Origin of the sequence: uncultured Dialister sp. (assembly GCF_937959425.1) — a bacterium.
Classification (GTDB): domain Bacteria; phylum Bacillota; class Negativicutes; order Veillonellales; family Dialisteraceae; genus Dialister.
Map to the genome: position 1 here is coordinate 1 of NZ_CALGPS010000011.1, position 20,150 is coordinate 20,150.

21 protein-coding genes are annotated in these 20,150 nt (G+C 51.9%); 8 read left to right on the forward strand and 13 right to left on the reverse strand.

The window, feature by feature from the left end; translation table 11 throughout:
* The first annotated feature begins 517 nt into the window (after window positions 1-517).
* On the forward strand, window positions 518-1,609 hold the full coding sequence (locus tag Q0482_RS00290; RefSeq protein WP_299141967.1) for an SLC13 family permease: 1,092 nt from the start codon (window positions 518-520) through the stop codon (window positions 1,607-1,609).
* A gap of 409 nt (window positions 1,610-2,018) precedes the next feature.
* Here the strand turns inward: Q0482_RS00290 and Q0482_RS00295 are convergent, their stop codons facing one another.
* From Q0482_RS00295 to Q0482_RS00325, 7 genes are all read right to left on the reverse strand, one after another.
* The gene (locus Q0482_RS00295) at window positions 2,019-2,507 is read right to left on the reverse strand and encodes a hypothetical protein (protein ID WP_299141970.1); all 489 of its coding nucleotides are present in this window, start codon (window positions 2,505-2,507) and stop codon (window positions 2,019-2,021) included.
* Between the two features lies 1 nt (window position 2,508).
* Window positions 2,509-3,150 carry a ribosome biogenesis GTP-binding protein YihA/YsxC gene (gene yihA / locus Q0482_RS00300; protein ID WP_299141973.1) on the reverse strand — a complete coding sequence of 214 codons (642 nt, stop codon included), beginning with the start codon at window positions 3,148-3,150 and terminating at the stop codon, window positions 2,509-2,511.
* Between the two features lie 113 nt (window positions 3,151-3,263).
* A complete protein-coding gene (lon, locus tag Q0482_RS00305) occupies window positions 3,264-5,585 on the reverse strand; it encodes an endopeptidase La (RefSeq protein WP_299141975.1) in 2,322 nt (773 codons plus the stop codon).
* A 231-nt stretch (window positions 5,586-5,816) separates the two neighbouring features.
* Window positions 5,817-7,052: an ATP-dependent Clp protease ATP-binding subunit ClpX gene (clpX, locus tag Q0482_RS00310; protein ID WP_299141977.1), complete on the reverse strand. Its 1,236-nt coding sequence runs from the start codon at window positions 7,050-7,052 to the stop codon at window positions 5,817-5,819.
* 12 nt (window positions 7,053-7,064) lie between these two features.
* Complete coding sequence (clpP, locus tag Q0482_RS00315) at window positions 7,065-7,670, reverse strand: ATP-dependent Clp endopeptidase proteolytic subunit ClpP (protein ID WP_288264756.1); 606 nt, start codon at window positions 7,668-7,670, stop codon at window positions 7,065-7,067.
* Between the two features lie 159 nt (window positions 7,671-7,829).
* Window positions 7,830-9,323 carry a trigger factor gene (gene tig, locus Q0482_RS00320; protein WP_299141980.1) on the reverse strand — a complete coding sequence of 498 codons (1,494 nt, stop codon included), beginning with the start codon at window positions 9,321-9,323 and terminating at the stop codon, window positions 7,830-7,832.
* Between the two features lie 171 nt (window positions 9,324-9,494).
* Window positions 9,495-10,376 (reverse strand): LysR family transcriptional regulator, encoded by an 882-nt coding sequence (locus tag Q0482_RS00325; protein WP_299141982.1) that lies wholly within the window; start codon window positions 10,374-10,376, stop codon window positions 9,495-9,497.
* Between the two features lie 194 nt (window positions 10,377-10,570).
* On the opposite strand from Q0482_RS00325, the gene Q0482_RS00330 reads away from it, so the two are divergent.
* The gene (locus Q0482_RS00330) at window positions 10,571-11,125 is read left to right on the forward strand and encodes a chromate transporter (RefSeq protein WP_299141984.1); all 555 of its coding nucleotides are present in this window, start codon (window positions 10,571-10,573) and stop codon (window positions 11,123-11,125) included.
* The gene (locus Q0482_RS00335) at window positions 11,122-11,685 is read left to right on the forward strand and encodes a chromate transporter (RefSeq protein ID WP_299141986.1); all 564 of its coding nucleotides are present in this window, start codon (window positions 11,122-11,124) and stop codon (window positions 11,683-11,685) included. Before Q0482_RS00330 ends, Q0482_RS00335 begins: the two co-directional genes overlap by 4 nt.
* A 233-nt stretch (window positions 11,686-11,918) precedes the next feature.
* Here Q0482_RS00335 and Q0482_RS00340 read toward each other — a convergent pair whose 3' ends face one another.
* The 3 genes from Q0482_RS00340 to Q0482_RS00350 all read right to left on the reverse strand — a co-directional run bounded on the left by Q0482_RS00340 (window position 11,919) and on the right by Q0482_RS00350 (window position 14,337).
* Window positions 11,919-12,680 carry an amino acid ABC transporter ATP-binding protein gene (locus tag Q0482_RS00340; protein ID WP_299141987.1) on the reverse strand — a complete coding sequence of 254 codons (762 nt, stop codon included), beginning with the start codon at window positions 12,678-12,680 and terminating at the stop codon, window positions 11,919-11,921.
* An 11-nt stretch (window positions 12,681-12,691) separates the two neighbouring features.
* A complete protein-coding gene (locus tag Q0482_RS00345) occupies window positions 12,692-13,339 on the reverse strand; it encodes an amino acid ABC transporter permease (RefSeq protein WP_299141989.1) in 648 nt (215 codons plus the stop codon).
* Window positions 13,340-13,521: 182 nt separating this feature from the next.
* Complete coding sequence (locus tag Q0482_RS00350; protein ID WP_299141991.1) at window positions 13,522-14,337, reverse strand: amino acid ABC transporter substrate-binding protein; 816 nt, start codon at window positions 14,335-14,337, stop codon at window positions 13,522-13,524.
* Window positions 14,338-14,543: 206 nt separating this feature from the next.
* On the opposite strand from Q0482_RS00350, the gene Q0482_RS00355 reads away from it, so the two are divergent.
* From Q0482_RS00355 to Q0482_RS00365, 3 genes are read left to right on the forward strand one after another with little or no spacing between them, the layout of a single operon-like run.
* Window positions 14,544-15,308, forward strand: coding sequence for a DUF4931 domain-containing protein (locus tag Q0482_RS00355; protein WP_299141994.1), 765 nt, complete (start codon window positions 14,544-14,546; stop codon window positions 15,306-15,308).
* Window positions 15,309-15,314: 6 nt separating this feature from the next.
* Window positions 15,315-16,028 (forward strand): metallophosphoesterase, encoded by a 714-nt coding sequence (locus tag Q0482_RS00360; protein WP_299141997.1) that lies wholly within the window; start codon window positions 15,315-15,317, stop codon window positions 16,026-16,028.
* Window positions 16,021-16,254, forward strand: coding sequence for a hypothetical protein (locus Q0482_RS00365; protein WP_299142000.1), 234 nt, complete (start codon window positions 16,021-16,023; stop codon window positions 16,252-16,254). The genes Q0482_RS00360 and Q0482_RS00365 overlap by 8 nt, the downstream gene beginning before the upstream one ends.
* Before the next feature lie 40 nt (window positions 16,255-16,294).
* On the opposite strand, the gene Q0482_RS00370 is transcribed toward Q0482_RS00365, so the two are convergent.
* From Q0482_RS00370 to Q0482_RS00380, 3 genes are read right to left on the reverse strand one after another with little or no spacing between them, the layout of a single operon-like run.
* Entirely contained in the window at window positions 16,295-17,053 is a 759-nt protein-coding gene (locus tag Q0482_RS00370; protein ID WP_299142003.1) for an SDR family NAD(P)-dependent oxidoreductase, read from the reverse strand.
* On the reverse strand, window positions 17,050-17,859 hold the full coding sequence (pgeF, locus tag Q0482_RS00375) for a peptidoglycan editing factor PgeF (protein ID WP_299142005.1): 810 nt from the start codon (window positions 17,857-17,859) through the stop codon (window positions 17,050-17,052). Before pgeF ends, Q0482_RS00370 begins: the two co-directional genes overlap by 4 nt.
* On the reverse strand, window positions 17,859-18,761 hold the full coding sequence (locus Q0482_RS00380; protein WP_299142009.1) for an RluA family pseudouridine synthase: 903 nt from the start codon (window positions 18,759-18,761) through the stop codon (window positions 17,859-17,861). Before Q0482_RS00380 ends, pgeF begins: the two co-directional genes overlap by 1 nt.
* Before the next feature lie 149 nt (window positions 18,762-18,910).
* Here Q0482_RS00380 and Q0482_RS00385 point away from each other — a divergent pair, with 149 nt between their 5' ends.
* Window positions 18,911-19,330: a MarR family winged helix-turn-helix transcriptional regulator gene (locus tag Q0482_RS00385; protein WP_288264769.1), complete on the forward strand. Its 420-nt coding sequence runs from the start codon at window positions 18,911-18,913 to the stop codon at window positions 19,328-19,330.
* 10 nt (window positions 19,331-19,340) lie between these two features.
* The gene (locus Q0482_RS00390; RefSeq protein ID WP_299142012.1) at window positions 19,341-20,117 is read left to right on the forward strand and encodes a 4Fe-4S double cluster binding domain-containing protein; all 777 of its coding nucleotides are present in this window, start codon (window positions 19,341-19,343) and stop codon (window positions 20,115-20,117) included.
* Window positions 20,118-20,150 lie beyond the last annotated feature (33 nt).

A 20,150-nucleotide genomic window follows, 5' to 3' on the forward strand; every position in this document is an offset into this window, starting at 1 on the left:
TCTTTTATTGTTTTTGGAAAAATTCCCCCACCGAGTAAAATTTTACACTAAGTGGCCCGCCTGCGGCGGGCCGGGTTCAGAGGGGAAGGTTCTTAAGATTGACCGGCCCCTTGGGCCGGAGGGTTCTTAGGATTAACGGCCCATGGGGCCGAGGGTTGTGGTATCGCCGCCTTTGGCGGCGATGAGTTTTATAGTCCACGTTACGCTTCTGTCTTCCCGCCGAGCAAGTCATTCTGAGCGAAGCGAAGAATCTCGGTGAACGCCGCCAGTGACTCATCTGCCGATAAATATCAATCGGCGGGAAAGAGGCGTCTGATGTCTGCTTTTCTCCTGCTTTCGGGAATACAGTCCAAAATTGGCGGATAGCAACAGGCGGCAAGCGGACAGCCGACAGCGGACAGCTGTATCAGCCCACCAGCTCCCTAGCTCACTATCCCACTATCCCACTATCCCACTAGTTCACCAGCCCACTTTCCGTTATAATGACAGAGACATCCTATTGCATCGGAGGTTTTTCATGATAACCAAGTACGCAGATCTACTGCTGGCCGCACTCTTTGCCGTTTTCACCGGCCTTTTCGTGCCCTTTTCCCCTTCCCTTCTTTGGGAAAGCATTAATTGGAATCTTCTGGGCATTCTTTTCTGCCTTATGGTCATTACGGCGGAAATCGGGAAATGGGGAATTCCCCGGGCCCTGTGCCTTCATTTTTTCTCCGGGAAGGGGACGGTGCGGCTGATGGCCCGCTTTTTCATCTTTGCCTGCTTTTTCTCTTCCATGGTGATTACCAATGACATATCCCTCATCATTTTCGTTCCCTTTTCCATTGCCACCTTTTTGGAAATCCGGGAGCGGGCGCTTCTCATTCCCCTGATTACGCTGGAAACCATAGCCGCCAATATGGGAAGCATGCTCACGCCCATTGGAAATCCGCAGAATCTTTTCATCTACGACTACTACCATCTGCCCCTTTTCACATTTCTTTCCTTCACGGGGCCTGTGGTTCTTATCAGCGGTTTTCTTATCTATACAGCAGGCCGCCTTTTCCCGAAGCATACCGTCTCTTCCATGCCGCCTATGGAAGCGCCTCTTCCGAAGAGGAAATCCCTGCTCCTCCTGTTTCTTCTTCTTCTTTCCATCCTTCATGTCCTCCGGCTTCTGCCCCTTTCCCTTGTACTGGCGGTGGTGGTGCCGGTGATGGTGATTCTTGACAGGCATGTGTTCCTCCGGGTGGATTACAAGCTGCTCCTCCTCTTCGCCCTCCTTTTCATGGCCGTAGGGAATCTGGGACGCATGGACATGGTCAGCACCTGGGCCCGGGAAACCCTGGCGGGCCGGGAGTTCTGGATTTCCCTTCTTCTCTCCCAGTTCATCAGCAACGTGCCTGCCACGGTCATGCTTTCTCCTTATACGGAAAACGCGGCGCCCCTCCTCCTTGGGGTGGACATAGGCGGCCTGGGCACCCTCATCGCCTCCATGGCCAGCCTCATTTCCTTCAAAACCTACGCCAATATTCCCTCCGCCGGAAAAAAGGAATACCTGGCCGCCTTCTCCCTGTACAACCTGGCCCTTCTCTCTGTGCTTATTCTGTGGTATGTGATGGTGTATTGAGTAAGAGGGGTCAGAGGGTTCAGAGGAAGAGGTGGACGGGGCCTTTGGCCCCGTGGGTTCTTAAGGTTCTTAGGTTTGACAGCGCCTATGGCGCTGAGGGTTGTGGATTGCCCTTCGGGCAATAAATTTTGTAATGCCGCCAAAGGCGGCATGCAATATGGAGCCTTCTTCCCGCCTCCCCCAAAATACCGAGCCGCAGGCGAAGAATCTTGGTACATGCCGCCGATGGCTCATATAACGGTAAATACCGTTCGAAGGGAAACACTTCTGATGTATGCCGTAAGTGACTCCGACTAGCCCACTAAGAAATACCAGTCGGACAGCGGAAAGCGGACAGCCGACAGCCGCCCTCCCCACCGGCCCACTAAAAAACCGCGATGCCATGGATTTCCATGGTATCGCGGTTTTATCAGTCTACATTCTTTGTGCCGCCGGCATTGACGGTGGTATCTCTGTCAATGTGCCAGATGGTGTTCACCCGGACTCTTCCGTCGGCGTCTCCGTCGCTGCTGTAGCGGATTCTTCCGTCTCCGCCCATTTCCAGCACCGGTTTCCCTTCAGCCGTTTTCTTTTCTTCCTTGTACCCCAGGGCTTCCAGTTCCCGGGCGTATTCTTTTTTGAGCTTCATGAGGCTTCCGTGGTCTTTGTCATTCCTGTCATGGTGTTCCAGCATGTCCTTGATGACGCCGGCCAGTTCATAGCGGGTAATGCTGCCGCGGCGGAAGAAGTCTTCCGTGTAGGAAGGGGCTTTCCCTTCCCTGCACAGGGTTTCCACGGTTTTGTAGTCCCAGGAGGCGGGGCTCACGGCGTCGAAGGAGTTGGGAGCATATACATTGTAGGCAAAGCCTGTGATGGATGCCGCCGCCAAAATGACGGTGAGAAACATGGTCTTTTTCATATCAGTCACAAATCTTTTCTTCAATGACTTTCAGCAGTTCGTCCCTGCCTTCTCCTGAAAGGGAGGAGTAGGCAATGGGAGGGAAATCTCCCGGGAAATATTTTTCCAGAAGCTTCCTGTTCTTCACCAGTTCGTTCCGTTTCAGTTTGTCTCCCTTGGTGCCGATAATCAGAAGGGAGGGGGCGATGGAGCGGAGCCATTCATAGGCCTTGAGGTCGATGGGAAGGCCGGGATGGCGAAGGTCGATTAAAAGGCCAATCATCTGCAGGGTGGGCGAATGTTCCAGATAGTCTGCAATGAAGGATGACCAGCTGTCCTTGTTCTGCTGACTTGTTTTGGCAAAGCCGTAGCCCGGCAGGTCTACCAGGTACCAGTCCTGCCGCACTTCTTTTTCTTCTTCCATCCTTCTGGACTGTATGGCGTAGTAGTTGATGGTTCTGGTCTTGCCCGGTTCCCGGCTTACAAAGGCCAGTTTCTTCCTTCCGCAGAGGGAGTTGATGAGGGATGATTTGCCTACATTGGAACGTCCGATGAAGGCGATTTCCTTCCTGCCGTCGTTCACGTACTGGCTGCGGTTCACCGCCGCCCGGAAATAGGCGGAAGAGAATATATGAAATTCATCCATTTTTTTGATTTCTGACAAGGGGATGCCTCCTTACTCCGGATCTGATGGGCCGCCTTTGCGGAAGCGCTGATTCATTCATAGTGTCTGCTTTGATAAGAATAAAAGCAGACGGTGATTGAATCAGCGTTTCCTTATTTCAGAAGGGCGTGGCTGAGCACATCATCCACATTCTTTACATATACGAAATGAAGTTTTTCCCTGACGGACTCCGGCAGTTCTTCCAGATCCCGCCTGTTCTTTTCAGGAAGGAGGATCTGCTTAATGCCGAACTGGTTGGCTGCCAGCACCTTTTCCTTCACGCCGCCGATGGGAAGGACTTCGCCGGTAAGGGTGATTTCGCCGGTCATGGCGGTGTCGCCTCTTACCTTCCTTCCGGTGTAGGCGGAGGCCATGGCAGTGGCCATGGTGACGCCGGCGGAGGGGCCGTCCTTGGGAACGGCGCCTTCGGGCAGATGGATATGGGTGTCCAGGGTTTCATAGAAATCTTCCTTCAGGCCCAGTTCCTTTGCCCGGCTGCGGATGTAGGTGTAGGCCGTTTCGGCAGATTCCTTCATCACATCTCCCAGCTGTCCCGTGAGGATAAGGTTGCCCTTGCCCTTGATGGTGACCGCTTCCGTATCCAGTACTTCGCCGCCGGCCATGGTCCAGGCCAGTCCGTTCACCCGTCCTACGGCGTCGGGGTGTTCTTCGGCCATAGGCAGGAATTTCACAGGACCCAGGTATTTTTCCAGTGTCTTGGCGGAAAGGGCGGGAAGGCTTTCGTCCTGAAGGACGATTTTCTTGCCTACCTTGCGGCAGAGGGAGCCGATGGTTCTTTCCAGTTCGCGCACTCCCGCTTCCCTGGTATAGCCCTGGATAACGCGGCGGATGAGCAGGTCGGTGAAATGGATGTCCTTCGCTTTAAGGCCGTTTCTCTTCATCTGCCGTGGAATGAGGTACTGTCTGGCAATTTTCACCTTTTCCTCTTCCGTGTATCCTGTAAGCTCGATGAGTTCCATGCGGTCCAGAAGAGCCGGCGGGATGGTGGATACCGTATTGGCGGTGGCCAGGAAGAAGACTTTGGACAGGTCGAAGGGAATATCGATGTAATTATCATGGAAGGCTTTATTCTGTTCCGGATCCAGCGCTTCCAGCAGGGCGGAAGCCGGGTCTCCCCGGAAGTCGGCGCCTACTTTGTCGATTTCATCCAGAAGGATAAGGGGATTTTTTGTCTTTGCCTGGCTGATGGCTTCGATGAAACGCCCCGGCATGGCGCCGATGTAGGTGCGGCGATGGCCCCGGATTTCCGCTTCATCATGAATGCCGCCCAGGGAAATGCGGGCGAATTTCCGTCCCATGGCGTTGGCAATGGACTGGGCCAGGGAGGTCTTGCCTACGCCTGGCGGTCCTACGAAGCAGATAATAGGCGCTTTGGCATCCGGTGCCAGCACCCGCACTGCCAGATATTCCAGGATTCGTTCCTTGATTTTTTCCAGGCCGTAATGGTCGTGGTCCAGTACTTTCTTCGCATCCTTCAAGTCCAGCTTGTCCTGGCTTTCCTCTGTCCAGGGGAGGCTGAAAATCCAGTCCAGATAGTTTCTGGCCACCGCCGTTTCCGCCATCATAGGCGGCATGGCTGCCAGATGGTCGATTTCCTTGGAAAGTTTCGGCTTGTATTCTTCCGGAATGCCTGTCTCTTTCAGTTTTTTCCGGTATTCGTCCGCTTCCTTTTCCTGGCTTACCGTGTCTCCCAGGCGGTCGTGGATAGTCTTGATTTTCTGGCGCAGGTAGTAGTCCTGCTGCTCTTTATCCATTTTGGCACGGACATCGCCGTTGATTTCCGCTTCCAGCCGTCCGATCTGGATTTCCTGGTCCAGCAGACGGTGAACCAGGCGAAGCCGGTTCATAATGTCCGTTTCTTCCAGTACGTCCTGCCGCTGTTTCGGCGACAGGATGAGCTGGGCAGACAGGAAATCGGCGGTTTCGCCGGGGTCCGTAATGGCTTTCAACTGTTCCATCTGCTCATCGGGAAGTCCCTGCTTCGTGTTGCGGAGCCATTCGAAGAATTCCTTCAGAATGGTTCTTCTGTAGGCCTCTGCCCGAAGTTCATCGTCCGGGGCCGTTTCTTCCAGGTCATCCACTTCCGCCATAAGGCATCTTTCACCGTTGTAGACGCTCTTAATTTTTACGCGGGATACCCCTTCCGCCAGCACCCGCACCAGTCCGCCGGGGAGCTGGAGCATCTGGCTGATTTTTGATACGGTGCCTACGGAGTATACATCCGAGGTCTCTTCTCCGCCCCCTTCCAGAGCGGTTACGATATAGCGGTCGCCCCGGCTGGCAAGGCGCACCGCGTCGGCCGAATCCTTCCTGCCTATGTCAAGGTTCACCGTCATTTTAGGGTAAATCACAATGTCCTTCAGCGGTACCAGAGGCAGGTTGAGGCCATTGTTTTCAGTTGTCTGTTCACTCATATATGATTCCTCCATACTGGGGAAGACTGTTTTCATCACAGAGTTTCCCCAGTTTATTGTAACACATGGAAGAGCATGAATTCCTTATTTTATAAAAGGAAAATGAAAATTTATAAAGAGACATTCCATCGGTCAGAAAAGCCGGAGCCAGAGGGCCGTGAATGCCATCTGAAATGGATGGCATTCATGGCCTTCTGAAGCTCCGGCTCTTCAGGACATGATTTCAGAAATTCAGCTGTCCTTCCTTGTGAGGATAGGTTCGGAATGGTTCTTTACCACATCTTCCGTTACGGTGCACTTGACCACGTCCTTCATGCTGGGGATTTCGTACATCACGTGCTGCATGATTTTTTCAATGATGGCACGAAGTCCTCTGGCACCCGTATTTCTTTCAATGGCCTGGCGGGCAATGGCATGGATGGCGCCATCATCAAATTCCAGTTCCACATGGTCCATAGCCAGCAGTTTCTGGTACTGACGGACAAGGGCGTTCTTCGGTTCGGTCAGAATCTTCACCAGGGCTTCCTCATTCAATGGATGGAGAGGCACAATGACAGGGAGACGGCCGATGAATTCGGGGATAAGGCCGAATTTGAGAAGGTCTTCCGGCTGTACCTGCTGCAGCAGTTCAGCCATGTCCTTTTCGTCCTTCTTTTCAATGTCCGCGCCGAATCCCATGACGCTCTTGGTAAGCCGGCGGTCAATGACCTTGTCAATGCCTGCAAAGGCACCGCCGCAGATGAAGAGGATGTTGGTGGTATCGATCTGGATCATTTCCTGGTTCGGATGTTTTCTTCCTCCCTGGGGCGGAACGCTGGCCACAGTGCCTTCCAGAATCTTCAGCAGAGCCTGCTGCACCCCTTCGCCGGATACGTCCCTGGTAATGGAGGGGTTTTCCGATTTCCGGGCAATTTTATCAATTTCATCGATGTAGACAATGCCCCGTTCTGCCTTGTCGATATCGTAGTCTGCTGCCTGGATAAGGCGGAGCAGGATATTTTCCACGTCTTCCCCTACATAGCCCGCTTCGGTGAGGGTAGTGGCGTCGGAAATGGCAAAGGGTACGTCCAGGAATCTGGCCAGGGTCTGGGCCAGAAGGGTTTTGCCGCTGCCCGTGGGCCCAAGCATGATGATGTTTGACTTCTGCAGTTCCACATCATCGTCTTCCCCTTCGTGCTCGATGCGTTTGTAATGGTTGTATACGGCCACAGCCAGTGCCATTTTGGCATCATCCTGTTCGATGACGTACTGGTCCATATATTTCTTGATTTCTTCCGGTGTGGGCAGCTTGAAATGGGGCGCTGCCTTTTTCTTGTCTGCCTTCAGCTCTTCCCGAAGGATATTGGAGCACACTTCGATGCATTCGTTGCAGATATAGACGCCGGGGCCGGCAATCAGCTTCTCCACTTCGTCACCGGAGCGGCCGCAGAAGCTGCAAACCGGAGTTCCTTCATTTTTCCTGTTCAATGGAAGCCTCCTTTATTTGGCAGTTACTTTCTGCAAATCATTGCGGGTAAGGATCTGGTCGATAAGGCCATAGTTCTTCGCCATTTCAGCAGTCATGAAATTGTCCCTTTCCGTATCTCTGGCAATGGTTTCCAGAGGCTGTCCGCTGTGTTTGGAAAGAATGCCGTTCAGTTCCTCCCGAAGGCGCAGGATTTCACGGGCATGGATTTCAATTTCCGTAGCCTGTCCCTGTACGCCGCCCAGTGGCTGGTGAATCATAATGTTGGAATGGGGCAGGGCATATCTCTTGCCCTTAGCGCCGGCAGTCAGAAGGACAGCGGCCATGCTGGCGCAGGAGCCGATGCAGATGGTGGATACATCGGGACGGATATACTGCATAGTGTCATAAATAGCCAGGCCTGCGGTCACCACACCGCCGGGGCTGTTGATATAGAGATGGATGTCTTTGGACGGATCTTCTGCTTCCAGGAAGAGGAGCTGGGCAATGATGACATTGGCCATGTGGTCTTCGATCTGGCCGTCCAGAAAAATGATACGGTCTTTCAGAAGGCGGGAGTAAATGTCGTAGGATCTTTCTCCCTGGGCTGTCTGTTCAACGACAATCGGTACATATGCCATAGGTAACACCCTTTCTTTCTTGGACACAGGAATTTCACCGTGAAATTCCGATTTCCATATGGTCGAAAGAGACGCCGGTTATCCCCGCGTCTCTTTTTCCCAACTATTATCAGTTTCCTGATATTGAATTCAGTAGTGAATCATCTGCCCTGGGCGGAATTATTTGGATTCTGCCTGACGGATGGTTTCGATAATTTCAGCTTTCTTTGCTTTGGATTCCAGTGCAATGCCCTTTTCAGCTGCATAGGCCTTCAGGTCTTTCACTGTCATGGATTCAAAATCGTCTTTCTTTTCTTCTGCCGGAGCTTCTTCAGCCTTGGGAGCGTCTTCAGTCTTTTCTTCTGCTTCCTTCTTATCAGCTTCCGCTTTCTTGGCAGCGCCGTAGATGAAAGCAGCTGCTTTCTTGCGGAGTACGGAGTTCACCAGCATGCCTACGCGGCCTTCTTCCTGGATGACTTTCATTACATCCTTGGGGTCGGCATTGAACTGATGAGCCATGCTGTAAACTTCCATGGAGAGATCTTCATTGGTAACGGTGAGATCTTCCTTTTCAGCAATGGCTTCCAGAACCAGTCCCTGACGTACCTGTTCAGCAGCGGTCTTTTCATAGTTCTTGCGGAGCTGTTCCATGGTCTGGCCGATGTTCTTCAGGTAGTCATCCATGGTAGAGTTTCTGGATTCAATGTTCAGTTTCATTTCTTCCACGATTTCGTCAATGCGCTGTTCCACCATTTCCTGGGGAATGTCTACTTTGGCATTGGCTACAGCCTGGTTGACGAGAGCTTCATGGTAAGCTTCTTCTGCCTGCTGGAAAGCCTGGAGCTGCATCTGCTGTTTTACAGCTGCCTTCAGTTCATCCATGGTTTCAAACTGGCTGATGGATTTTGCAAATGCGTCATCCAGTTCAGGAAGCTGTTTGCGTTTTACGTCACTGATATGAACTGCGAATTCTGCTTCCTTGCCTTTGAGGGCATCTACGAAGTAGTCTTCCGGGAAGGTTACCTTTACGGTTACGTCGTCGCCGGCCTTATGTCCTTCCAGCTGGTCTTCAAAGCCGGGGATAAAGCTCTGGGAACCGATTTCCAGCGGATAGGTCTTGCCTTCGCCGCCTTCGAAGGGCTTGCCGTCAACGGTACCTTTGAAATCGATAATAGCGAAGTCGCCTTTCTTCAGTTCAGCCCCTTCTTCTGCCTTTTCCATTCTTGCATTCTGTTCAGCAGCGCCTTTGAGCTGTGCCATGACCTGGTCATCGGTGATTTCCGGGTTTTCTTTCTTTGCTTCCAGGCCTTTGTATTCGCCCAGTTCTACTTCCGGACGTTTTACGAAGGTAACGGTGAAGGAAGCGCCTTCTGCTTCGGAGAATTTGTCATCCTTTACTTCGGGAGTGGTTACCGGAACCAGTTTTTCCTGGCGGAGTGCTTCTTCAATGGATTCATTGATTACAATGTCCTTAGCTTCCGCTTCTACAGCTTCCTTGCCGAAATGCATTTCAAGGATTTTGCGGCTTGCTTTGCCTTTACGGAATCCGGGGATTCTTACCTGGTTGGCAATGCGGGCTACTGCTCTTTTGAATCCTTTCTGTACAACTTCAGCGGGCAGTTCAATGCCTACGGAAACCTTGTGCTGATCCAGTGCCTCTACTTTTACGTTCATAAAAAATATTCCTCCTTAAGTCGGCTTACCGACAAATGATACCTTGGTTGGTTCTTTCAGTGCACGATAAATCGCAAGTTATATTTTAGCATAAAGAGTTTAAAAAAACAAATTTTTCGATAATCCAGGTGAGAAAAAGGGCGATTTTCCCCTTTTTTCCATTTTTTCTATTTATGAAATAAAATTCTTCTCCCTGTCTTCCGCCATATGGAAGAAAAGAGAGGGGCCTCCCCCCTGGCCTTCCCCCTTTCTTCTGGCCAGATAAAGCTCCGACTGCAGGGCCTCTTCCTGCAGTTTTCCCACCATAAGCTCACCGCTTTTCTCAAGCACCGTCAGGGGCACCAGGGCCGCCCCCAGGCCTGCCTCCGCCCATTCCCGGCAGGTCCTGGCATCATCGGCCACGCAGTACACATCGGGCTGGAATTTTTCCTTTTCGCATTCTTCCATAATGATTTTTTCCCACCGCCGGTACAGGATGAGGGGCAGTCCTGTGAGATCCTTTAAAAGGAAGGAACCGGACTGAAAAGAAGGAAAGGCCTTTCCTGAAAGGCCTACGGCCATGGATGTCTTCTCCAGAGGCACCAGGTCCAGTCCGTAGAGGGAAAAGGGGGAACGGAGGAGTGACACATCCAGCTTCCCCTTCCTCAGCTGCTCCAGAAGTTCATAACTGTTCCCTTCATGCACCTTCACCTGGATATGGGGGTAGCGGCTTTTAAACTCCCTCAGCAGGTCATAGAGCTTTTCATGGCCGCCGGAGGAGACCATGCCCAGATGAAGAATGCCCTGGTGCCCCGTTTTCAGATTGCTGATTTCCTCCCTGGCCGCGCTTTCCAGCTCCAGCATTTCTAGGGCATAGCGGTAAAGACGGCTTCCCGCTTCCGTAGGCACGATCTGCCTGGCCCCCCGTTCAAAGAGGGTGCTGCCAAGCTCCTTTTCCAGGAGATGCATCTGGCTTGACAGGGGCGGCTGGGAAATATGAAGTTTCCTGGCGGCCCCCGTAATGGTGCCTTCTTCAATAATGGCTTTGAAATATCTAAGCTGTCTCAGGTCCATCTATATCCTCTCCATATAGTTTTTAATCAAATGAATATTTTTCATATGCCTTTATAACTGCTATGATACATGTATTCCATTAAATATGCAACATTTCATTGAAAGCCGGCTTAAAGGATATACATAAAATGAAAATGTATCCGCTGGTTGAGGAAACCCATGAAGTCGCTGCTTTCCGGAAAGGACGGAGAAAAATGAAATTATTACTGCAGCTGTTCCTGATATTTGCCAAAATGGGAGCCGTCACCTTCGGCGGCGGCTATGCCATGCTCCCTATCCTCCAGCGGGAGGTGGTGGACAACCACCACTGGGCCACGGAGGAGGAGCTCATGGACTACTATGCCCTGGGACAGGTGACACCGGGCATGATTGCGGTGAATGTGGCCACCTTCATCGGCTTGAAGCTGAAAGGTTTCTGGGGCGGCATCTTTGCCACCATCGGCGTCATCACCCCTTCCATGATTATCATCACGGTGATTGCCATGTTCCTCACCCAGTTTGAGGAGAATCCCTACGTGGCCCACGCCTTTACCGGCATCCGGGCCTGCGTGTGCATCCTCATTCTGGATGCAGTGCTGAAGCTGGGGCGGAAATCGGTGAAGGATAAAAGAACCCTCCTCATTTTCATCGCCATCCTCCTTATTTCCCTCTTTGCTCCCGTATCCCCCGTATTCTCCGTCATCCTGGCAGGCATTGCAGGCTTCTTCCTCATGCCCCGGGCAGAAAAGAAAGAAGGTGCTTCCAAATGATGTGGCTCCAGATGTTCTGGGAATTCTTCAAGGCCGGTCTTTTTGCCGTTGGCGGAGGCCTGGCTACCCTTCCCTTCCTCTATGATATTTCCCAGCGCACCGGCTGGTTTTCCGCCGAAGACATTGCCAACATGATTGCCATTTCCGAATCCACCCCGGGCCCCCTGGGCGTCAATATGGCCACCTACGCCGGCTTCCAGGCCCTGGGCATTCCCGGCGGCATCTACACCACCCTGTCCCTCACGGCGCCGGCCATCATTGTCATTTCCATCGTCTATTCCATTCTGAAAAAATTCAAGGAATCGGAAATCATGGGCCGCATTTTCTACGGCCTCCGCCCCGCTTCCACCGCCTTAATCGCCGCTGCCGGTCTGGGGGTGGCCAAAATCTCCCTTCTGAACCTGCCTCTTTTTGCAGACACCGGCTCTCTTTCCACCCTTTTCCGCTGGCCCTCCCTCATTCTGGCCCTTGTCATCTACGGGGCCCTTGTGAAGTTCCGCTGGCACCCCATTATCTATATCGCCATTTCTGCTGCCGCCGGCATAGCGCTGGGGCTGTGACAGGTCATAAAAAAGGCCGGGAAGAAATGATAAACATTTCCTCCCGGTCTTTTTTGCGTCTGTATTTCCTGGGAAAGTATGACTGAAAGGTAAGCGCCCCTTCGTCATCTCGAGCGGAGCAGCATGCCGGTATAGGCGGTACGTGCCCGCCTCTTTGAAAACTCTGAGTCGAGAGATCTCCTACCGAAATGAGCCAAAGCCCGGATTCTCCCGGTTTTACGCCACAGCCTCTTTCACGCCCTCAGAATGGATTTCAGGAACGCCTTTGTCCTTTCGTTCTTCGGATGGTCGAAGACTTCCTCGCTGGTGCCTTCCTCTTCCACCCGTCCGTCAACCATGAAAAGGATACGGTCGGAAACGGATTTGGCGAAGGCCATTTCATGGGTAACGATGGCCATGGTCATGTTTTCATCAGCCAGCTGCTGGATGGTTTTCAGCACTTCTCCCGTAAGTTCCGGATCCAGCGCCGACGTAGGTTCATCAAAAAGCATGATATCCGGGTTCATAGCCAGGGCTCTTGCAATGGCCACCCGCTGTTTCTGCCCGCCGGAAAGGCTTCCCGGGTATACGTCCTTCTTATTGAGAAGCCCTACCTTGCTGAGGAGTTCCTCTGCCAAAGGCCGGATTTCTTCCTTTTTCATGCCCTTCACATAGATAGGAGCCGCCATGATATTATCAAGCACCGTCATGTGGGGGAAAAGGTTGAAGGACTGGAAGACCATGCCCATTTTGCCGAGGATTTTTTTCTGCTTTGCTTCATCGGCATACACCATGGCGCCGTTCTTTTCTTCCGCCAGGTAGTCTCCGTCCACCAGGATGGAGCCGCCCTGGATGGTTTCCAGATGAATCAGGCAGCGGAGCAGCGTACTCTTGCCGGCGCCGGAGGGGCCGATGATGGAAAGGACTTCGCCCTTTTCCAGGGTCATATTCACGTTATGAAGGATGGTCTGCTTTCCGAAATCCTTCCGGATATTTTTCATTTCAATAAAGCTCATTCCCATCCCCCTCATTCTTCATAAACAGCATACCGCTTTTCCACATAGGCCAGGATCTTTGTGAGAACTGCGGTGCACACCAGATAAAAAACAGCAGCCACCAGGAAAGGGGTGGTATCGAAGTCCCGCTGTACGAAGGCGCGGGTGACGCGCATAAGGTCGTTCATGGCCAGGATGTACACCAGGGATGTATCCTTCAGAAGGGTAATGGTTTCGTTGCCCAGAGGCGGGATGACCCGTTTAATCACCTGGGGCAGGATGATGTGCCACATGGTCTGGCGGTAGCTGAATCCCAGCACCTTGGCCCCTTCGTACTGACCCTTGCTGATGGACTGGATGCCGCCCCTGAAGATTTCCGCAAAGTAGGCAGCATAGTTGGCCACGAAAGCAATGATGGCCGCAGGGAAATCGCTCACCTGTACATGAAGCATGAGAGGCAGGCCGTAGTAGATAAACATAATCTGCAGCATGAGGGGCGTTCCCCGCATGAGGTAAATATACATGGCTGCCAGTTTCCTGAAAATCACCACATGGGAAATGCGGACCATGGCCAGCAGAATCCCGATAGGCAGTGCCAGCACAAAGGTAAGCACAAATATCTTTGCTGAAACAGCCAGCCCGGAAAACATATTGGGCAGAATGTGAATAATATAATCCATCAGTAACTCCTTAGAAAAACAGGGATAGAGGAACTCCCTTTGATGCATGCATGAATATCATACACTGCCTTCATTCATTTAACAAGATAGAGAAACAGAATTTTTGCATAAAAGGAAAATCACCGGAGGGGCTGGCCCGCTCCGGTGATTTTTCTTCCCGCCTGCGGGGCAGGAAATTTTTCTTATTTCAGTACTACATCCTTGCCGAACCACTTCTGGGAAATCTTGGCCGCTTCCCCGTTGGCAATGACCTTGTCAATGCCCTGGTTCAGGAGATCCACCAGTGCCTGGTTGTCTTTCTTAATGCCGATGGCGAAGGTGTCCTTGGAAACCTGGTCCGGCAGTTCGCGGAACTGATCCGGTTTCTTTGTCATGTAGTATTCATTCAGCACTGTATCAGCCAGTACGGCATCGCAGCGTCCGCTTTCCAGATCCATGAAGCAGGCGGTGAGATCCGGATAAGCCTTCACTTCCGCAAAGGCGGCCTTCAGCTGGGGATCCCGGTTCAGCGCCGTTTCTGCCGTAGATGCTTCCTGAATGGTAATCTTCTTGCCCTTCAAATCCTCCATGCTCTGGACAGGGGAATCCTTCAGCACTACGAATTCCTGGATATTATCCATGTATGGCTTTGTGAATGCCAGTTTCTTCTGTCTTTCCGGTGTCATGGTGAAACCGTTCCAGATGCAGTCGATGCGGCCGGAATTCAGTTCCGTTTCCTTGGAAGCCCAGTCAATGGGTTTGAATTCGATGGGCACGCCGATTTCCTTGGAAATCGCTTCCGCCATATCGATATCAAAGCCTACGATTTTGCCGCTGTCATCACGGAAACCCATGGGAGCAAAGGTATCATCCATGCCGGCTACGATTTTCGCAGGTTTGTTGCCGGCAGCAGCGGATTTTGCTGCGCTTCCTGCCTTGTTATCCCCGCCGCAGCCTGCCAGAAGACCAGCGGCACCCAGTGCCAGAACCCCTGCAATGACCAGTTTTTTCAGTTTCATAATAACTACCTCTCTTTATTACTTTATTTCGTTAAAGAATTGCTATGACAATATATTAGCTGATTCTCCTCTCTTTGTCAAGATAAAAATAGGCACCTGCCATAAATTTCTCAGAGCCCCTGTTTTTACCTTTCTTTTACAGGACGGCCCCATATGCCTGTCCCAGCCTGTGCTATAATAAATAAGTGAAAGATGAGGACATACACATGAATACACCTATTACGTTTAACCTGACCATCGGCAGCCGGAAGCCCCATTCCGGCACCCAGAAAATCTGCCCCTTCTGCCACCCGGAAAAACTGACCGGCATTCTGGAGAAGCAGGGCGACATCATCTGGCTCATGAACAAATTTCCTGTCTTTGAAGAAACCTGGCCCACGGTGATTGTGGAAACAGCGGACCATGACGGAGAGCTGACCACCTATAAGCCGGAAAAGCTGCATGAGGTGATAACCTTTGGCCTTTCCCACTGGCTGAAGCTGGAGGCGGACAAAAGGTTCAAGTCCGTCATCTATTTCCGCAACTACGGCCCCGGATCCGGCGGATCCCAGCGGCACCCCCACTCCCAGATCATCGGCCTTAAGAACTACGACTACCGGGATAACATCCTGGGAGAAAATTTTCTGGGATCCCTGGTTCATGAAGACAGTGACTGCTATGCCACCATTTCCGACTATCCCTTAAGCTGCATGGGGGAACTGAATGTGACGCTGAAGAAGGACGGCTCGCCGGACCGGTTTGCCGATACCATCCAGACCCTGGCCCGCTTCGTGCTTCATGACTTCCCTCTCCCCTGCACCAGCTACAACATTTTCTTTTACCACTACATGAAACATATCCATGCCAAAATATTCCCCCGCTACTCTGCCAGCCCCCTGTACATGGGCTACCGCATTACCCATGTCATGGACGGAGAAAGCAAAAAGCGGATGATGGAAACTCTGGCATCTCCCGCCTATTTTGGAGAATAATAATCTATGAAATTATACGCTTTCAGCGATTTCCACCTGTCCGGCGACCCGCCCGCCAAGCCCATGGACATATTCGGCGCCCACTGGAAAAACCACAGAGAAAAAATCATAACAGCCTGGCTTCAAACCATTCAGGAAGATGACACCGTCATTATGGCCGGCGATTTATCCTGGGCCATGAACATGGACGACGCCATTTCCGACCTGAAAATGCTGGGCCGCCTGCCGGGCCGGAAAATCGTGGTTCGCGGAAATCATGATTACTGGTGGGACACGGTCACCAAGATGACAAGAATGACCGGCGGCATGCTGGAATTCCTTCACAACTCCACCATCGTCACCGGCCAGGTAGCCCTGGGAGGCACCAGGGGATGGCTTTCGGAAACCTCCCCGAAACTGACAGAGGCAGACAAGCCCATCATTGCCAGGGAAGAAGGACGGCTGGAGCGGTCCCTCCAGCTGGCGGAAAAAACCGGCGCCCGCCGCATTATGGCGGTGCTCCACTATCCTCCCTTTGATGAGATGAAACGTCCCTCCCACATGATAGAAATCATGAAGAAATACCATGTTACCGACTGCATTTACGGCCATATCCACGGGGCCCCCAATTTCGTAAACCTGCCGGAGGAGCTGGAAGGCATCAGGCTCCATCTCACCTCTGCAGACTATCTGGACTTCAAGCCCCATTTCATCTGCGATCTGGAGGATACCCATGTATAAACTGGCAGAAAGCCGCCTGCTGGCAGGTCAAATCTACGGCGACAGCCGAAACGGGGAATATGTGTATCTCCCCGGCAGCGAACTGGACGCCGCCTCTCCCATGCTGGTCTATGAAAAAGAAGACAGCCGAAGAGACGTAACCATGGAAGAAGCACTGGACATCATCGAAAAGCGAAGTTTGAAACCCGCCGTCCATCCGCTCCTTGGAAATAATACATTTCATTGAAATCAAAAACTTCGGAACCCCAGAGGCTCCGAAGTTTTTTTCATGCACGAAACAGCTTTTTGAAAAATAAAAGCACCGGAAGAGGAAGCAGTGCCGCCCCCAGACAGGTGAGCTTTGCCATGATGCCGGGAATGGACATTTCTTTTCCCCGCCTGTTATCCAAAAGCCCTCTTTCCGCCACATACTTCGCCTTCAGCATGCCCAGGGGATGGGTGGCAATACCTGCCTTCCCCATAAGCTCCGTATCTTCTATCCAGTAGGGACAGAGGGCAGTAACCGCAATGCCCCGCCCCTTCAGCTCCCGGTAAAGGGACCGGCTGAAAGAAAGAAGGAAACTTTTGGACGCGCTGTACACCGAAAGCCCAGGCAGCGGCACAAAGGAAGCGGCAGAGCATACATTGATCATGCCGGCTCCTTCCATCATATAAGGCAGGCACAGCCGCACCAGCTTCACCGGCACCTCCGCATCAAGCCTGACCATATCCCTCACATCTTCCATCTCTTCCTCAGCAAAGGAAACAGCCCTGCACCTTCCCGCATTATTGATAAGAAGGGAAATATGCGGATTCTCCTCATGAAGGAGCTTATCCAAAGCAGCAAAAGAATCATCATCCAGAAGGTCAAGGGGGAGAATTCTTGCCTTCACCGGAAGTTCTTCTCTCAGCCTTTCCAGATTTTCCTTCCGCCTGGCAATGAGCCAGATTTCATCAGCCAGTCCCATTTCCCCGATTTTTCCGGCAAACTCCCTGCCCAGGCCGGAAGAAGCGCCGGTCACAAGGGCCACTCTTTCTCCCCTCATGGCTCCATCATAAGCACCGCCATGTGGCGCCCGGTCCTTCCCTTTTCCTTCCGGTAGGAATAAAAGAGGTCATTGTCCTTCCATGTGGAAATATGGCAGTCCTCGATGTGGTTCTCCAGAAGCCCCGCCTTCCGCATGAGACAGTGGTTCGCCTCCGCCAAACCGAACAGATACTTTCCATTTTCCTTCTTTCTATAAAGAGATAGCCATTCCTCTTCACTGAAAAGGGGCTTCATGGCAAGAATAACCTCTTCTCCCACCTCAAAATCGGGAAGACCAATGGCCGGCCCTATGGCCCCCAAAATATCCTCCCTGCGGGAATGGAATTTCTCTGCCATGAGAGATACCGTTTTCCCGGCAATATCGCCGGCCGTGCCCCGCCAGCCGCCATGGGAAAGGGCAATCACCTTCTTCACCGGATCATAAAAGAAAAGGGGCGTGCAGTCCGCATAATTCATGGTGAGAGGCACCGCTGCAGAAGAAGTCATGAGGCCGTCCGTTGCGGGAATGGCACTGTCCAATGAAAAAGCACCCCGACCCCTGTCCCTTTCATCCACCTCTTCTATGTGTGTGCCATGCACCTGGCAGCAGTTGATAAGGGACCCTTCATCAATGCCAAGGGCATGGCAGTACCTTTTGCGGTTTTCCAGCACATTTTCCAGAGAATCCCCCGTATGCAGGCCCATATTGAGACTGTCATAAGGAGAAACACTCACGCCGCCCTTCCGGGTGGATACGGCAGCTTTCACAGGCAAATCCTTATATATAGTAAAAGAAAGATAAGGAATTCTATTTCCCAAAATCATTAGAGTCCCTCCTTTATAAAATCAAAATCCGGCCATAAGGCGGAAATGACATGTTTCATATCCTCCGGAAGGGGAGCCTTGAAATATAATTTCTCCCCTGTTTCCGGATGATGAAAAGTCACAGTGAAAGCATGGAGTCCCTGGCGGCCCATGAGATCCATGGGACCCCCATACAGGGTGTCTCCCAGAAGCGGATGGCCCAGGTGCGTGCAGTGGACCCGGATCTGATGGGTCCTTCCGGAAAGGAGATGAAGTTTGAGGAGACTGGCCTCATCCGATGAAGCCAGCACTTTATACTCCGTGGCCGCCCATTTGCCATCATCCCTCACCATCCATTCCACGATGGAACCCGGTCTGCGCCCGATGGGCGCCTCAATGGTCCCCTCTCCTTCCATATTTCCAGAGACAAGAGCCAGGTATTCCCGATAAAGCACATCGTGGGACTTTGACAATTCATACTGCCCTTTGGCCGACTTGGCCACCACTACGATTCCCGTAGTATTCCTGTCCAGCCGGTACACCGGATGAATGCCGGAGTCCTCCCCTTTCTTCTGGAAATGGCCGGCCACCGCATTCACCAGCGTATCATGGGCTTCTTTCGACGTGGGATGAATGATCATGCCTGGACCCTTGTTCACGATGAGAAGTTCTTTATCCTCATATAAAATGTCCAGAGGAATATCAGACGGAACGATATCGGACTCCTCACTCCACACAAAGCGCAGTACGTCCCCCGCCTTCACCGGAGTCTTCGCATTGTGCAGCGCTTCCCCGTTCAAAGAAAAAATACCATTCCATTTGATTCTTTTCCAGAGAGCGCCGGACAAATGAAGTCTCTTCCTTGCAATATCCTTCACCACCCGCCCCTCATCATCTTCCCCGCAGGTCCATACGATTTCCATGCCTTCACCTCCTTTCAGATAGAAAAAGTATATCATGACCTGCCTTATATGGCCAATTCAGATTTATGCTCAAAAATTTCCTTGACAAATTCTTTATATGTCTGTATAGTGTATGAACACAGTGTAGATACACTACTATGGAGGAACTTATGAAAAACATCGACTGCTACTGCGCTGCCTCCCGCCACGGAGCGCAAATCCTGACTTCTTTTTATGATGAACAAATGAAACCCGCAGGACTTTCTATTTCCCAGTATTTCCTTCTTTCCCAGTTGAAAAAAATGGGCAAAGGAAATGTCACCCAGTGGGCCGAATACGCCGGACTCGAGCGGAGCACCATGGTACGCAACCTGAAATCCCTGGAAAAACAGGGCTGGCTCACGCGGGCGGAAGGATCCGGAAAAACCTGGACTCTTTCTCCTTCAGGAGAAGAAATCCTCGCCAAAGCCTATCCGGTATGGGAAAAAGCGCAGCAGAAAGTGGAAAACATTCTGGGAAAAGAAGATGCGGCAGAACTGATCCGCATCCAAACCAGACTGTCCGCTGCTGCGGCAATGAATAAGATCTAATGGAGGAATCATGGAAAACAACGAAGCTTTAGCGAAAGAAATCGAGCAGCAGGCCCTTTCCTGCGGATATACAGGATGCGGCATCATTTCCCTGGAAGACATGGACGATTATAAAGACCGTCTTGCAGAAAGAATGAAAAACGTTCCTGAATCAGTACCGTTCTACAGCCATCTTCTCCCGCTGACCCACGTAAGGGAACGTTTCCCCTGGGCGAAATCCCTCATCATCTGTACCACAAGCCTTGCCCGGTTCCGGTATCCTCCCTACCTTCGGAAGAAATATGCCAAAGCCTTCCTCCTTTCCCCAAACAGCGATCCGGACGGAGAACTTTTCCAAAAACAGCTCTCTTTCCGGAAATGGCTGGAAGAAAAAGGCATCCGCTGGGATAACGGAGGAGATGACAATCATGGACAGATTGGCGGCCTTCGCTACGCAGCGGTCATGGCAGGGCTTGGAATCATTCGTCAAAATAATTTCTTTTATGATGAAACAGGCTCCTTCGTACAGCTTGACGGATTTGCCATAGATGCAAAATGCCGGCTTTACCATCAGAAAACCTTCCGCCCCTGCAGCGAACACTGCGGACTCTGCCGGAAAGCCTGCCCCTCCCATGCATTGAAAGCCCCCTACACCATGAACCCCCTCCGCTGTGTATCCTTCTGCAATACCTTCGGCGGCGGAAGATATCCGGAGGATATGCCTGAAAAAAATACAGCCACCTGGACCATCGGCTGCGATGCCTGCCAGGATGCCTGCCCCTATAACCTAGATTCCCGGATTACATAACAAGGGTTCATGGAAGATAATGGCTTAGATTAA